Raw genomic sequence first — 13,288 nt, forward strand, 5'->3', positions numbered from 1 at the left:
GAGATCAAAGATGACCGCTTCATTTGAACCAGCAGAGCAGACCGCAGAGCAGCAGGCCGCAGCGCTGGAACTTGAATGGTCCGCCAACCCGCGTTGGGAAGGCGTCACCCGCGATTACTCGGCTACTGATGTCGTCCGCCTCCGCGGTCGCGTCTCCGAAGAGCACACCCTGGCCCGCCGCGGCTCGGAGAAGCTGTGGAAGCAGCTCACCGAGGAAGCTCCCACGGGCGGTTACACCAACGCTTTGGGCGCCCTGACCGGCAACCAGGCCGTGCAGCAGGTCAAGGCAGGCCTCCGCGCAATCTACCTCTCCGGCTGGCAGGTCGCCGCAGACGCCAACCTTTCCGGCCAGACCTACCCGGACCAGTCCTTGTACCCGGCCAACTCGGTCCCCCAGGTTGTCCGCCGCATCAACAACGCCCTGCTCCGCGCGGACCAGATCGAATATGCCGAGGGCGTCAAGACCGTTGAGGACTGGTTGGTTCCGATCGTCGCCGACGCCGAAGCCGGCTTCGGTGGCCCGCTCAACGCCTACGAACTCATGAAATCCATGATCACCGCAGGTGCCTCCGGCGTTCACTGGGAAGACCAGCTCGCTTCCGAAAAGAAGTGCGGACACCTCGGCGGCAAGGTCCTGATTCCCACCCAGCAGCACATCCGGACCCTGAACGCAGCCCGCCTGGCAGCCGACGTCGCTGGCACCCCGACGGTGGTCATTGCCCGCACCGACGCCGAAGCGGCAACGCTGATCACCTCCGACGTTGACGAGCGCGACCAGGAATTCACCACCGGCGAGCGCACTGCGGAGGGCTTCTACAAGGTCCGCAACGGCATCGAACCCTGCATCGCCCGCGCCAAGGCCTACGCACCGTACTCCGACCTCATCTGGATGGAGACCGGCACGCCGGACCTGGAGCTGGCCCGCAAGTTCGCTGAATCGGTCAAGGCAGAGTTCCCGGACCAGATGCTCTCCTACAACTGCTCCCCGTCCTTCAACTGGCGCAAGCACCTGGACGACACCACCATCGCCAAGTTCCAGCGCGAACTCGGTGCCATGGGCTTCACGTTCCAGTTCATCACCCTGGCCGGATTCCACGCCCTGAACTACTCGATGTTCGACCTCGCCCACGGCTACGCCCGTGAAGGCATGAGTGCCTACGTCGAGCTCCAGGAAAAGGAATTCGCCTCCGAGTCCCGCGGCTACACCGCCACCAAGCACCAGCGCGAAGTCGGCACCGGCTACTTCGACGACATCGCAACCGCGCTCAACCCGAACGCATCCACCCTCGCACTGGTCGGATCGACCGAAGAGGGCCAGTTCCACTAACCACCACGCCCAAGGTGAGCTGTTCGCTTCGCTCACCGAAGGGCACGACGACGGTTGTCGCCTCCGGCCTGCGGAGCGGTAATGCTCTGCCTGCTATTCCCCCCGTCCCGGTTTCGACCTCGCTGAGCGAGGACGGACCGGGACGCAGGGCCCTTTTACGCAGGCTGCCGCATCACCGCACCTCCGGCCACGTACCCACCCAGGCAAGTGCCGCCGTCGAACTTTTTCTTAGGAGTTTTGAAATGAACAGCTTCACTGACAACTTCACTATTAATGGCATCACTTTGACCGCGCAGCCCATCTCGCGGCAGAACGAGGTCCTCACTCCGGATGCGCTTGAGTTCGTCGGCAAGCTCCACCGTGCTGTCGCAGATCGTCGTCAGGAGCTGATGCAGGCGCGGCATGCCCGCCGCAACCAGATTTCCAGTGGCCAGGACCCGCGGTTCCTGCCGGAAACCGAGGGCATCCGCAATGACCCGTCGTGGCGCGTGGCTCCCCCGGCACCTGGTTTGGAGGACCGTCGCGTGGAGATCACGGGCCCGGTGGACAAGAAAATGACCATCAACGCCCTGAACTCCGGTGCCAAGGTGTGGCTGGCTGACATGGAGGACTCGTCCACACCGACGTGGCGCAACGTGGTCCAGGGGCAGCTGAACCTGACGGATGCCTTGGAGCGTCGCATTAATTTCACCTCCCCCGAGGGCAAGGAGTACAAGCTCAAGGCCGCCGAGGACCTGCCCACCATCGTGGTCCGTCCCCGTGGCTGGCACCTGCCGGAGAAGCACATGCTGATCGATGGCAAGCCGATCGCCGGCGGCATCGTGGACTTCGGCCTGTTCTTCTTCCACAACGCCCGCCGCCTGCTCGCCCAAGGTAAGGGCCCGTACTTCTACCTGCCCAAGATCGAGAACCACCTCGAAGCACGCCTGTGGAACGACATCTTCGTTCTGGCACAGGATCTGCTCGGCATTCCGCAGGGAACCATCCGCGCAACGGTGCTGATCGAAACCATCACGGCCGCGTTCGAGATGGAAGAAATCCTGTACGAACTGCGCGATCACGCCTCTGGCCTGAATGCCGGCCGCTGGGACTACATCTTCTCGCTCATCAAGAACTTCCGCACCCGCGGGCCTCGGTTCGTGCTCCCGGACCGCGGACAGGTGACCATGACCCAGCCATTCATGCGTGCATACACCGAGCAGCTGGTCCGGGCTTGCCACCGTCGTGGTGCCATGGCGATCGGCGGCATGGCTGCCGCTGTTCCCAACCGCAAGGATGAGGCCGCCAACCAAGCTTCGTTCGAGAAGGTCCGTGCGGACAAGACCCGCGAAGCCAACGACGGCTTTGACGGTTCCTGGGTGGCCCACCCGGACCTGGTGCCGGTATGCCGCGAAGTGTTCGACTCCGTTCTGGGAGACCGTCCCAACCAGTTGGACCGCTCCCGCGAGGATGTCACCCCCGATGATCGCGCGCTGATCGACATTGCCAGCACTGAGGGCACCATCACCGAAGGTGGCGTTCGCCTGAACATCGAGGTAGGCATCCGCTACATCGAGTCCTGGCTGCGGGGCAACGGGGCTGTGGCCATCCACAACCTCATGGAAGATGCCGCCACCGCGGAGATCTCCCGCTCCCAGCTCTGGCAGTGGATCCACTCCCACGCCATCACCGACCACGGCGACATCATCACCCGCGAATGGGTGGAGGACATGCTGGACGAGGAGTTTGCGCGCCTGGAACGCTTCGACGGGGACCGCTTCGCTGACGCCCGCGCCATCTTCGAGGAAGTCACCTTGGCCGAAGAATTCCCCACCTTCCTGACCATCCCCGCGTACGCCCGTTTCCTCACCGAGGCCCGTGAAGAGGCCACGGAGGAGGAACTCGTCGCAGCCTAGATTTACTGGGTAGCGACACAATCAAGCCCCGACGCTGGGCTGCCTGCACTCTTCGCAACAAGTGACCCCGACCGTCGGGGAGGCAGCCCAGCAACGGGGCTTTCCCATGCCCGGCCCGCCTCCATTTCGATGGCCCGCTGCGCAGCATGCCGTGCGCACGGCACGTTCCGCAGGGAACCCCCGAATCGGGCAACGCACGACGGCGGCGCCCTCCTACCGTCTCAAGCTCAGCTAGCGCTGCTGCGCCACCCAGCGCACGGACAACGTGGTGCACACACAGAACGCGAGCACCGAGCCGAGGATCACGAGCAGCGGGACAGTCCAGCCGCCGGTAACGCTGTGCACGTATCCCACAACAGTCGGAGCCAGGGCGGCGAAGCAGTACCCCACGCCCTGCACTACGGCAGACATCTTCCCGGCGGCAGCCTGCGATTGCGCGAACTTGATGATGGCAATGAAGATCACCGTGATGCCGCCGCCTTGGGCAATGCCACCCAGCGCGGACCACAACCACCACAGCGAGGGCGCCAGCAACAAGCCCACAGGAACCGTCAGCCACAGCGCGCTCAAGGTGACCGCGACCGTCGTCGTACTGGCGAAACGCGCCAGGAGCGGCACGCCCAAGCCGCCCACAATCGCGAAGATCTGGAACAGCGAGGAGCCTGCGCCGGCTTCTGCGGTACCCATGGCGAGTTCGTCGGACAGGAAGCTGGGCAGCCACGCGGTGACGCCGTAATAGGAGAAGGCCTGGCCCGCGAAGCCGAGTGTCAGCCCCACGGTCAGCCACCCCACGCCGGCTACCCGGCCATTGACGGACGAAGAAGGCGCGGGCACAGCCGCCGGCACAAAGGCCCTGCGTGCACCAACGGTGGGCACCCAGAACAGGATCGCAGCCAAGGCCAACAACGCGCTCGCGGCCAAAGCAAGCCGCCAACCCACCAGCTCAGCCAGCGGTGCGGTGGCCACGGACGTGAGGAACGAGCCGATGTTGAGCGCGGCGGTGTACACGCCCATCGCGGTTGCCTGCCGCCGGGGTGCGAAGTCGCGCCGGATGATCAGCGGCACCGCGATGTTGCCGATAGTGATGGCCACGCCAATGATGACCGTGCCCACCATCACCGAAACGCCGCCGCCGCTGGAGCGGATGATCACACCCACCAGCACACCAAGCAGCGTGAGCATCACGGCGAATTCGGCCCCGAGGCGGCGTCCAGCCAGTGAAGCCAAAGGCGAAGCAAGGGAGAAGCACAGGACGGGAATGCCGGTCAGCAGTCCAAGCTCCACCGGTGAAAAACCGAGGTCCTGCTGAAGGGAGTCCACCACTGGCGCCACGGCAACGAAGGGCCCGCGCATATTGAGGGCGATGAGGCCGATGCATGCGAGGATCAGCCAGCCGCGGGGAACTTTGGCGAGGAATTGGCTCATCGGGACAGACCGAAAAGTGACAGGAAGCGTTTTCATCACTTTCATTGCTATCACGCCCCCACCCCGCGAAAGGCCATAAGAAGCCCTTAGCCCGTCGCTTGGAGCGTGGCCTCAATCACTGCCGGCGACAGGACGTGATGGGTGACCATCTGGCTGGCCCCAAGAATGGCCGCGCGATCGCCGGCCATGGAGATGCCGATCCGCAGATGCGTGGTGGCCAACGGCAGCGACCGCCGGTAGACCACTTCGCGGATGCCGGCCACGAGGTGCTCGCCGGCCTCCCCGACGCTTCCGCCGATGATGATCATGGACGGGTTGAGCAGGTTGACCACGGTTGCCAGCACGTCGCCGACGTCGCGTCCTGCCTGCCGCAGCGCTTGGATGGCCTGCAGGTTTCCCTCGCCCACAAGCCGCAGGACGTCCGCGCCGGTGGCAGCTTCCAGCCCTTGCGCCTTGAGTTGGCGTGCGACGGCGGGACCTGACGCGAGCGCTTCGAGGCACCCGTAGTTGCCGCAACGGCAGAGGACGTCATCGCCGCGCGGGACCCGCACGTGCCCGAGGTCGCCGGCGGTGCCGTTCGCGCCGCGTTGCAGCTCACCGCTGCTGATGATGCCGGCACCGATGCCTGTTGCCACTTTGATGAAGAGGAAGTTGTGGTGGTCCGGCCAGTAGGCGGTCCGTTCGCCGAGGGCCATGATGTTGACGTCGTTGTCCACCAGGACGGGAACGGGCAGCGAGCGCTGAACGTAGGTGACGACGTCGAATCCGTCCCAACCGGGCATGATCGGCGGCTTCACCGGCCGCCCGGTGTCGTGCTCAACGGGGCCGGGCAGGCCGATCCCCATGCCGGCGAGGTCGCCGGGCTTCCGTCCGGCTTCGGCCAGGAGCTCACGGCCCGCGGCAATCACACGGCCCAGCACCACTTCGGGGCCGTCGGCGACCTCCTGTCCCAGGCGCCGCTCGGCGAGGATGCTGCCACCCAGGTCAGTGACGGCGACGATCACGTGGGTGGCTCCGACGTCGACCGCCAGGACCACGCGGGCGGCGGGGTTGAAGGCAAAGCGCGACGGCGGCCTGCCACCACTGGAGCTCGCCTCGCCTGCGGGTCCTACGAGTCCGGAACTGATCAGGGCGTCAATGCGGGAGGCGACGGTGGAACGGGCGAGTCCCGTGGTAACGGCGAGCTCGGCGCGCGTGCGGGCCTGGCCGTCACGGAGAAGTTGAAAGAGGTCACCAGCACGGGAAAGGTTTCCGCCCTCCTGGGCGGCGGGATTTCCGGCGTCGTTTCCGGGTGCTGAATTCATGTCATTAGTGAAGCACGATTGCTTATGCGTGTCATGCAACAGAAGTTTGTCGGCAATATTCCAACTTTTGCTTGACGCTCGACAAAAGTCCTCCTAGGTTGTGAGGAGCACCACATCGCTCGCATCAATGCGAAGTATCCACCGCGCCAATCACGCTCTAACCACAACGACGAGGAGAGACAGTGTCATATTCGATCCAGCTCTACACGGTCCGAAAGGCCCTTGAAGAGGATCTGGCTGGAACCATCCAGCGCCTGGCGGAAATCGGCTTCACCATGGTTGAGCCGTACCGCTTCGTCGCCAAAGCTGCTGAACTGAAGCAGGCCCTGGCAGAGAACAATCTCACCGCACCTTCCGGTCACGCTCCCCTGCTCAGCGATGACCAGGACGCCATCTTCGCCGCCGCGCAGCAGCTGGGCATCGGTACGGTCATTGATCCGCACGTCGCCATCGAGCGCTGGAACACCATCGAAGACATCCAGGAAACCGCCCGGCAGCTCAACGCAGCTGCAGCCAAGGGCGCTGATTACGGTGTCCGCGTCGGCTACCACAACCACTGGTGGGAAGTTGAGTCCGTCATCGACGGCAGGACCGCCATCGAACATCTTGCAGACCACCTCGACCCCGGGGTCGTCATCGAACTGGACACGTACTGGGCCGCTGTTGGAGGCCAGAACGTTCCGGACCTCCTGGCCCGGCTCGGCGACCGCGTGAAGTTCATTCACATCAAGGACGGTCCTCTCACGTCTGATCCGTCCAGCCAACTCGCTGTCGGCGACGGCCGGATGCCCATCTGGGATGTCCTGAACGCCGCTGACTTCCTCGAAGCAGGAGTCGTTGAACTGGACGACTTCCAAGGCGACATGTTCGACGCCGTGCAGGACAGCTTCAACTACCTCAGCGCCGGAAAGGTCTCCGCATGAGCCACGCAGCAGGAATCGCCTTCGGTCCGCTGGGGTCCGGCCCCGTAGGTGTGGGCATCATCGGTGCCGGTGTCATCAGCAAGCAGTACCTCGACAACCTCACGAGCTTCCCGGATATCCGCGTCGTTGCGATCGGCGATCTGTTCGAAGAGGCCGCTGCCAGCCGCGCCCAGGAGTACGGCATCCCCGTCCACGGCGGGGTAGACGCTGTACTTGGCAACCCGGAGGTGGAGATCGTCATCAACCTGACCATCCCCGCGGCGCACGTGGAAGTAGCCACCCAGGCGGTCAACGCCGGCAAACACGTCTGGAGCGAAAAGCCGTTCTCCCTTGACCGCGAAAGCGGACAGGGCCTGCTGAAAGCTGCGGATGCGGCCGGTGTCAGGCTCGGCTGCGCACCGGACACGTTCCTTGGCGCAGGGCTGCAAACGGCCCGCCGGATGATCGAGCGCGGCGACATCGGAACTCCACTCACGGCCCTGACCCTCATGCAGTCCCCCGGCCCGGAATCGTGGCACCCGAACCCTGCTTTCCTTTTCCAGGACGGCGCCGGACCCCTCTTCGACATCGGCCCGTACTACCTGACCACGCTCGTCCAGACCTTCGGCAGCGTCCGCAAGGTGGGCGCGTTCGGTTCCAAATCCCGCGAAACCCGAGTGATTGGTTCAGGCCCCAAGGCCGGCGAGACGTTCGAGGTCACCGTTCCCACGCACGTCAGCTCCATCCTGGAGTTTGAGAACGGCGAGTCGGCGCAGAGCATCTTCAGCTTCGACTCCCCGCTCAAGCGCGCGGGATTCGTGGAGATCACCGGCTCCGAGGCCACCATCGCTTTCCCGGACCCGAACAACTTCGACGGCGACGTCCGGATTTGCGCGCTCGGCTCCGATGACTGGACTACTGTCCCGTCGGTCGGTTCGACTGCGAGCCGCGGTGCAGGCGTGCTGGAAATGGCACGCGCCATTCGTGAGGGCCGGCCGCACCGCGCCCAGGGCGAACTCGCCTTCCACATCCTGGACACCATGGCCTCCATCGCTGAATCCATCGACAACCGCGCCTTTGTGGATGTGGAAAGTTCAGCCGCAAAGGTCCCTGCCCTGCCTGAGGACTGGGATCCCACGGCAGCAACGCTTACAGCCTGATTCACCTGCACCAGCCGAGCTCGACGACGAGAAAACCGGAGCATCATGAGAAATCCCTTGAAAGTCCTGTCTGCAGTTGCCGCAACCGCAGCCTTGGCACTCAGCCTCAGCGCCTGTGGCGGCGGAGGCAGCACACCCCAAGCGAGCAGCGACACCATCACCTACTGGGCATCGGACCAAGGCAACAGCCTGGACGACACCGCTGCCAAGCTGAAGCCAACACTGGACCGCTTCACGGAAAAGACCGGAGTAAAGGTCCAGCTTGAGGTCATCAGCTGGACCGACCTCTACAACCGCATCCTCACCGCAGTCACCAGCGGCGACGGTCCCGACGTCCTCAACATCGGAAACACCTGGGCCGTGACCCTGCAGGAGACCGGGGCCTTCGAGCCCGTGGAAGGTGAACTCCTGGAAGCCGTTGGCGGCAAGGACCGCTTCCTGAAGACCAGCTGGTCCACAGGCGGCGCCGAAGGCAAGACCCCTACGTCCGTACCGCTGTACGGCCTGGCGTACAACATGTATTACAACACCAAGATGTTCCAGGAAGCCGGCATCGAGAAGGCTCCCACAACCTGGGACGAATTCGTTGAGACCGCAAAGAAGCTCACCAAGGACACCAACGGCGACGGAAAGCCCGATCAGTGGGGCTTCACGGCAGCAGGAGCATCCGTGTCGGCGAACTCCCACCAGGCATTCGTTCGCGGCCTCCAGAACGGCGGCACGCTGTTCGACAACGACGGAAAGCCGACCTTCGACAGCGATCCCCAAGTAGAGGGAGTCAAGCAGTTCGTGGACTTGATGGCCACGCACAAGGTGATGTCGCCGTCGGACGCTGAACTTAGCCAAGGCAGCCAGAAGGTGGACAACGTCATCAACGGCAAGGCAGCCATGATGTTCGACCAAAGCCCGCTGAAGAACTTCGCCGCCCGCGACTTCAAGGACTGGGGCGTAGCCCCGATCCCCATGATGACGGCGGACGCAACCGGTGACCGTGGCACCCAAAGCCACGTCGCAGGCATCAACCTCAGCGTTTTCAAGAACAGCGACAACAAGGCAAACGCCATCAAGCTGGCAGCTTTCCTGACCAGCGACGAAGAGCAGGTCGCCCTCAACAAGGCCTACTCCTCCTTGCCGGTAGTCACCGCGGCGTCGAGCGATGCAGCCTTCCAGACTGAAGAAGTCAAGGCCAAGAACGACGCCCTGGCCAACCACTCCCTGCCCATGCCGCTGATCGCAAAGGAGGGTCAGATGGAGACCCTTACCGGCACGGCAATCAAGAACCTCTTTGCCAAGGCGGCGACGGGAACTGTTTCCGAAGACGACATCCGGGCGGCCCTCAAGGACGCCAATAACCAGATGGCCGCGGCCCAGTAACCAGGCCCAGTGAGCGGGGACTCCACCACAAAGTGGTGTCCCCGCTCCGGCAAAGGAGTTTCCATGTCCCATTCAGCATTGGACAGCGGCCCGGCCGCTGCAGGCAGCCCTGCTGCCGTTGATCCTGAGCCCGGCCAACTAAAGGCCGGCAGCACGCCGCCGGTACGTAAACGGCGTCGCTCATTCCTCCCCTATGGCCTGATCCTTCCGGCCGCGATCCTTGAGCTCCTGATCCATATCGGGCCGATGATCCTTGGCATCTGGATCGCGTTCATCTCCCTGACGCAGCTCAACCTCACCAATTGGCTCAACGCGCCGTTCGTGGGGCTACAGAACTTCATCAACGGGCTCAACCCGGACAGCACCATCGGGCAGGCCTTCTTCAGCACGGTGGGCCGCACGCTGGGCTACACCATCTTGGTGGTCGGATTCTCGTGGGTGCTCGGCATGGCAGGCGCGGTTTTCCTGTCCTCCAACTTCAGGGGACGGGCACTTCTTCGCACCTTCTTCCTGGTCCCGTACGCACTCCCGGCATACGTCGGAACCATCGCCTGGGCCTTCATGTTCAACCAGCGCGACGGTGCCGTTAACCAGATTCTGGTGGACACTCTTCACCTCTTCGGCGACGAACGCCCCTTCTGGCTGCTGGGCGAGAACTCCTTCGGAGCCATGGTGGTTGTGAACGTGTGGCAGCTGTGGCCCTTCGCGTTCCTCATGCTGATGGCAGCCCTGCAGAACGTTCCCACTGACGTCTACGAGGCAGCGGCCATTGACGGCGCATCACTCTGGCAGCAGTTCCGGCGCATCACGTTGCCCATGGTCCGGCCTGCCAACGGTGTGTTGCTCATGGTCATGTCGCTGTGGACCTTCAACCAGTTCAACGTCCCCTTTGTCCTGTTCGGAGCCACGTCTCCCAAGGAAGCCACCCTTATTTCCCCTCTGATCTACCAAAACTCCTTCGGCAGTTGGAACTTCGGTCTAGGCGGCGCAATGAGTGTGCTGCTGCTGATCGCACTGTTCATTGCCTCCGTTTTCTACATCCGCATGGTGCTGCCAAAGGGAGCCGACAATGATTGAGACACGCAACTTCCGGATCCTCAGGAACGTGGTCCTGACCATCCTGTCCCTCTGGGTGGCGGTTCCGCTCTTCGTGGTGGTCTCCACCTCACTGAAACCGCTCAAGGACGTTTCCGGGCTGTTCCAGTGGATCCCCCGCGAAATTACCGCTTCTCCATACCTGGATATCTGGACCACAGTGCCCCTGGCCAAGTACTTCCAGAACAGCCTCATCATCACCATCTGCGCGACTGCCTGTTCAGTGACGGTTGCCGTCCTGGCTGCGTACGCCATTGCCCGGCTGCAGTTCAAGGGAAAGCGGGCTTTTAGCCTGACTGTCTTGTCCACGCAAATGTTCCCCGGCATCCTGTTCCTCCTGCCGCTCTACCTGATCTTCACCCAGATCCGCAATATGACCGGCTTGCAGTTGCAGGGCTCCTACCTCGGGCTGATCATCACGTATATGACGTTCACTTTGCCTTTCGCTATCTGGATGCTGAGCGGCTACTTTGCCTCGATTCCCAAGGAACTGGAAGAGGCTTCAATGATCGATGGAACGGGCAGGATGGGAGCGCTGTTCCGTGTGATCCTTCCGGTTGCCAAACCAGGCATCATCGCAGTGGCCGTATATTCATTCATCTCCGCATGGGGCGAGGTTTTGTTCGCCTCCGTGCTGACCAACGAAGCCACAAAAACGCTGTCCTTGGGGCTCAAGGCATACGCCAGCGAATCCGATGTGTTTTGGAACCAACTCATGGCCGCTTCCGTTGTGGTCAGCCTGCCCGTTTTGATCGGATTCATCCTGGTGCAAAAACACTTAGTGGCAGGACTGTCGTCAGGAGCAGTTAAGTAGGTTCACTGTTAAGTGGAATAGACAGTTAACTGGAAGCAACAGCCATGTACGAGCAACGCCCTTATCCGGGCGACCACCCAGAAGGAATCCATGTCGTATTCACTCCAGCTCTACACCGTTCGCAACGCCATCCAGGAGGATCTGCCTGGAACCATCAAGAAGGTTGCCGAGATCGGCTTCACGCAGGTTGAACCGTACAACTTCGTGGCCACCGCCACGGAGCTCGGTGCGGCCCTAAAGGAAAACGGCCTCACTGCCCCTTCAGGCCATGCCCCGCTGTTGAGCCAGGACCAAGACGAGATCTTCGCCGCTGCCAAGGAACTCGGCATCACCACGGTCATCGATCCGTTCCTTCCGGCCGAGCACTGGCAGGATGCCGAGACCATCCAAGGCACCGCAGCCAAGCTGAACGCAGCGGCGAAGAAGGGCTCTGAGTACGGCATCCGCGTCGGTTATCACAACCATGCGTGGGAGCTGGAGTCCACCATCGAAGGCAAGACCGCACTGGAGTACTTTGAGGGACTGCTGGATCCTGAAGTAGTCCTTGAGGTGGACACCTACTGGGTTGCCGTCGGCGGCCAGGATCCAGTGGAACTGTTGGCCCGTTTGGGTGACCGCGTGAAGTTCATCCACATCAAGGACGGCCCTGCCAACACCGATACCAAGGCACAGCAGCCTGCCGGACAGGGCACCCTCGCGGTCCTGGATGTGATTGCCGCGGCCAAGTCCTTGGAAGTCGGCGTGGTGGAGTTCGATGACTACTCTGGCGACATCTTTGAGGGCATCACGGAAAGCCTGAGGTATCTGACAGCAGCGGCAAGCGTTCAGGCAGCCGAGGGAACTATTTCCGAGGAGGCAGGGGCATGAGCTTCGCACCATCCACCCGCAAGGGCCCCGTCGGTGTCGCCGTCATCGGCGCGGGCAACATCAGCAAGCAGTACTTGGACAACCTCACGGTCTTCCCGGACCTGAAGGTCCTGGTGATCGCGGACCTCTTCGTCGAGGCCGCCGAAGCCCGGGCCAAGGAATATGGCATCCCCGAATTCGGCACACCCGAGCTGGCTCTGAACCACCCCGACGTCGAAATCATCGTCAACCTGACCATCCCGGCAGCGCACGTCGAGGTTGCCACCGCAGCGGTCAACGCCGGCAAGCACGTCTGGACCGAGAAGCCCTTCTCCCTGGACCGCGAGTCCGGACTTGGCCTGCTCAAGGCAGCGGACGCGGCGGGTATCCGCCTAGGCACGGCCCCGGACACGTTCCTAGGTGCCGGCCTGCAGACCGCCCGGCGAATCATCGAGCGCGGCGACATCGGCACCCCGTTGACCGGCATGACAACGTTCCAGACCCCCGGACCGGAGTCCTGGCACCCGAACCCGGCGTTCTTGTTCCAACACGGCGCCGGCCCCCTGTTCGACATGGGCCCGTACTACCTCACCGCCCTGATCCAGACGTTTGGATCGATCCGCAAGGTGGCCGCCGTCGGCTCCTCCGCAAAGGCGACCCGCGTCATTGGTTCCGGTCCCAAGGCGGGCGAGGAATTCGCCGTCGAGGTTCCCACGCATGTGTCCGCGATGGCGCAGTTCGAGGGCGGCCAGTCCTCCCACAGCGTGTTCAGCTTCGAGTCGCCGCGCCTGCGGATGGGTTTCGTGGAGATCACGGGCTCGGAGGCTACGCTGTCACTGCCGGATCCGAACTATTTCGACGGCGACCTGAAGCTGTGGCGTCCGGGCGCGGACGAACCGGAGATCATCCCTGCGACCGGTCCGGCCAATGGCCGCGGCCTGGGTGTGCTGGATATGGCCCGGGCCTTGCGTGCCGGAACCGCACACCGTGCCACCGGCGATCTCGCCTACCACGTGCTGGACAGCATGGTCTCGATCGCGGAGTCCGTGGAATCGGGCTCGTTCGTGGACGTCACCAGCAACGCACCCGTCTCGGCCGCCCTTCCTGAGGACTGGGCACCGGAAACCGCAACGCTCTAAGAAACAG

The 13,288-nt window shown here is 63.1% G+C and carries 11 protein-coding genes; 9 read left to right on the forward strand and 2 right to left on the reverse strand.

The features are described 5' to 3' along the window. Window positions 1–10: 10 nt before the first annotated feature. A complete protein-coding gene (gene aceA, locus AC0J5Z_RS20325; protein WP_475035963.1) occupies window positions 11–1,327 on the forward strand; it encodes an isocitrate lyase in 1,317 nt (438 codons plus the stop codon). A gap of 242 nt (window positions 1,328–1,569) precedes the next feature. Further along, window positions 1,570–3,222 carry a malate synthase A gene (aceB, locus tag AC0J5Z_RS20330; RefSeq protein WP_475035967.1) on the forward strand — a complete coding sequence of 551 codons (1,653 nt, stop codon included), beginning with the start codon at window positions 1,570–1,572 and terminating at the stop codon, window positions 3,220–3,222. A 231-nt stretch (window positions 3,223–3,453) separates the two neighbouring features. Here the strand turns inward: aceB and AC0J5Z_RS20335 are convergent, their stop codons facing one another. Beyond that, window positions 3,454–4,647 (reverse strand): MFS transporter, encoded by a 1,194-nt coding sequence (locus AC0J5Z_RS20335; protein WP_475035969.1) that lies wholly within the window; start codon window positions 4,645–4,647, stop codon window positions 3,454–3,456. Window positions 4,648–4,733: 86 nt separating this feature from the next. Continuing rightward, a complete protein-coding gene (locus AC0J5Z_RS20340) occupies window positions 4,734–5,951 on the reverse strand; it encodes an ROK family transcriptional regulator (RefSeq protein ID WP_475035971.1) in 1,218 nt (405 codons plus the stop codon). Window positions 5,952–6,133: 182 nt separating this feature from the next. On the opposite strand from AC0J5Z_RS20340, the gene AC0J5Z_RS20345 reads away from it, so the two are divergent. The 7 genes from AC0J5Z_RS20345 to AC0J5Z_RS20375 all read left to right on the forward strand — a co-directional run bounded on the left by AC0J5Z_RS20345 (window position 6,134) and on the right by AC0J5Z_RS20375 (window position 13,281). After that, window positions 6,134–6,874, forward strand: a complete 741-nt coding sequence (locus AC0J5Z_RS20345) for a sugar phosphate isomerase/epimerase family protein (RefSeq protein ID WP_475035973.1) — start codon at window positions 6,134–6,136, stop codon at window positions 6,872–6,874. After that, complete coding sequence (locus AC0J5Z_RS20350) at window positions 6,871–8,013, forward strand: Gfo/Idh/MocA family protein (RefSeq protein ID WP_475035975.1); 1,143 nt, start codon at window positions 6,871–6,873, stop codon at window positions 8,011–8,013. The genes AC0J5Z_RS20345 and AC0J5Z_RS20350 overlap by 4 nt, the downstream gene beginning before the upstream one ends. Before the next feature lie 45 nt (window positions 8,014–8,058). Beyond that, on the forward strand, window positions 8,059–9,387 hold the full coding sequence (locus AC0J5Z_RS20355; protein WP_475035978.1) for an ABC transporter substrate-binding protein: 1,329 nt from the start codon (window positions 8,059–8,061) through the stop codon (window positions 9,385–9,387). A gap of 63 nt (window positions 9,388–9,450) precedes the next feature. Further along, the gene (locus AC0J5Z_RS20360; RefSeq protein ID WP_475035980.1) at window positions 9,451–10,464 is read left to right on the forward strand and encodes a carbohydrate ABC transporter permease; all 1,014 of its coding nucleotides are present in this window, start codon (window positions 9,451–9,453) and stop codon (window positions 10,462–10,464) included. Continuing rightward, entirely contained in the window at window positions 10,457–11,296 is an 840-nt protein-coding gene (locus AC0J5Z_RS20365) for a carbohydrate ABC transporter permease (protein ID WP_475035982.1), read from the forward strand. Before AC0J5Z_RS20360 ends, AC0J5Z_RS20365 begins: the two co-directional genes overlap by 8 nt. A 90-nt stretch (window positions 11,297–11,386) precedes the next feature. Beyond that, the gene (locus tag AC0J5Z_RS20370) at window positions 11,387–12,163 is read left to right on the forward strand and encodes a sugar phosphate isomerase/epimerase family protein (protein WP_475035984.1); all 777 of its coding nucleotides are present in this window, start codon (window positions 11,387–11,389) and stop codon (window positions 12,161–12,163) included. Further along, window positions 12,160–13,281, forward strand: coding sequence for a Gfo/Idh/MocA family protein (locus tag AC0J5Z_RS20375; protein ID WP_475035986.1), 1,122 nt, complete (start codon window positions 12,160–12,162; stop codon window positions 13,279–13,281). Before AC0J5Z_RS20370 ends, AC0J5Z_RS20375 begins: the two co-directional genes overlap by 4 nt. Window positions 13,282–13,288 lie beyond the last annotated feature (7 nt).

This window comes from Paenarthrobacter sp. TRD_SC_7, assembly GCF_056156245.1.

What these genes read in the sequence shown, in the direction of transcription:
- AC0J5Z_RS20370 (WP_475035984.1), top strand. Translation starts at nt 11,387, where the DNA reads ATGTCGTATTCACTCCAGCTCTACACCGTTCGCAACGCCATCCAGGAG.
- aceB (WP_475035967.1), top strand. Translation starts at nt 1,570, where the DNA reads ATGAACAGCTTCACTGACAACTTCACTATTAATGGCATCACTTTGACC.
- AC0J5Z_RS20335 (WP_475035969.1), bottom strand. Translation starts at nt 4,647, where the DNA reads ATGAGCCAATTCCTCGCCAAAGTTCCCCGCGGCTGGCTGATCCTCGCA.
- AC0J5Z_RS20365 (WP_475035982.1), top strand. Translation starts at nt 10,457, where the DNA reads ATGATTGAGACACGCAACTTCCGGATCCTCAGGAACGTGGTCCTGACC.
- AC0J5Z_RS20355 (WP_475035978.1), top strand. Translation starts at nt 8,059, where the DNA reads ATGAGAAATCCCTTGAAAGTCCTGTCTGCAGTTGCCGCAACCGCAGCC.
- AC0J5Z_RS20375 (WP_475035986.1), top strand. Translation starts at nt 12,160, where the DNA reads ATGAGCTTCGCACCATCCACCCGCAAGGGCCCCGTCGGTGTCGCCGTC.
- aceA (WP_475035963.1), top strand. Translation starts at nt 11, where the DNA reads ATGACCGCTTCATTTGAACCAGCAGAGCAGACCGCAGAGCAGCAGGCC.
- AC0J5Z_RS20340 (WP_475035971.1), bottom strand. Translation starts at nt 5,951, where the DNA reads ATGAATTCAGCACCCGGAAACGACGCCGGAAATCCCGCCGCCCAGGAG.
- AC0J5Z_RS20350 (WP_475035975.1), top strand. Translation starts at nt 6,871, where the DNA reads ATGAGCCACGCAGCAGGAATCGCCTTCGGTCCGCTGGGGTCCGGCCCC.
- AC0J5Z_RS20360 (WP_475035980.1), top strand. Translation starts at nt 9,451, where the DNA reads ATGTCCCATTCAGCATTGGACAGCGGCCCGGCCGCTGCAGGCAGCCCT.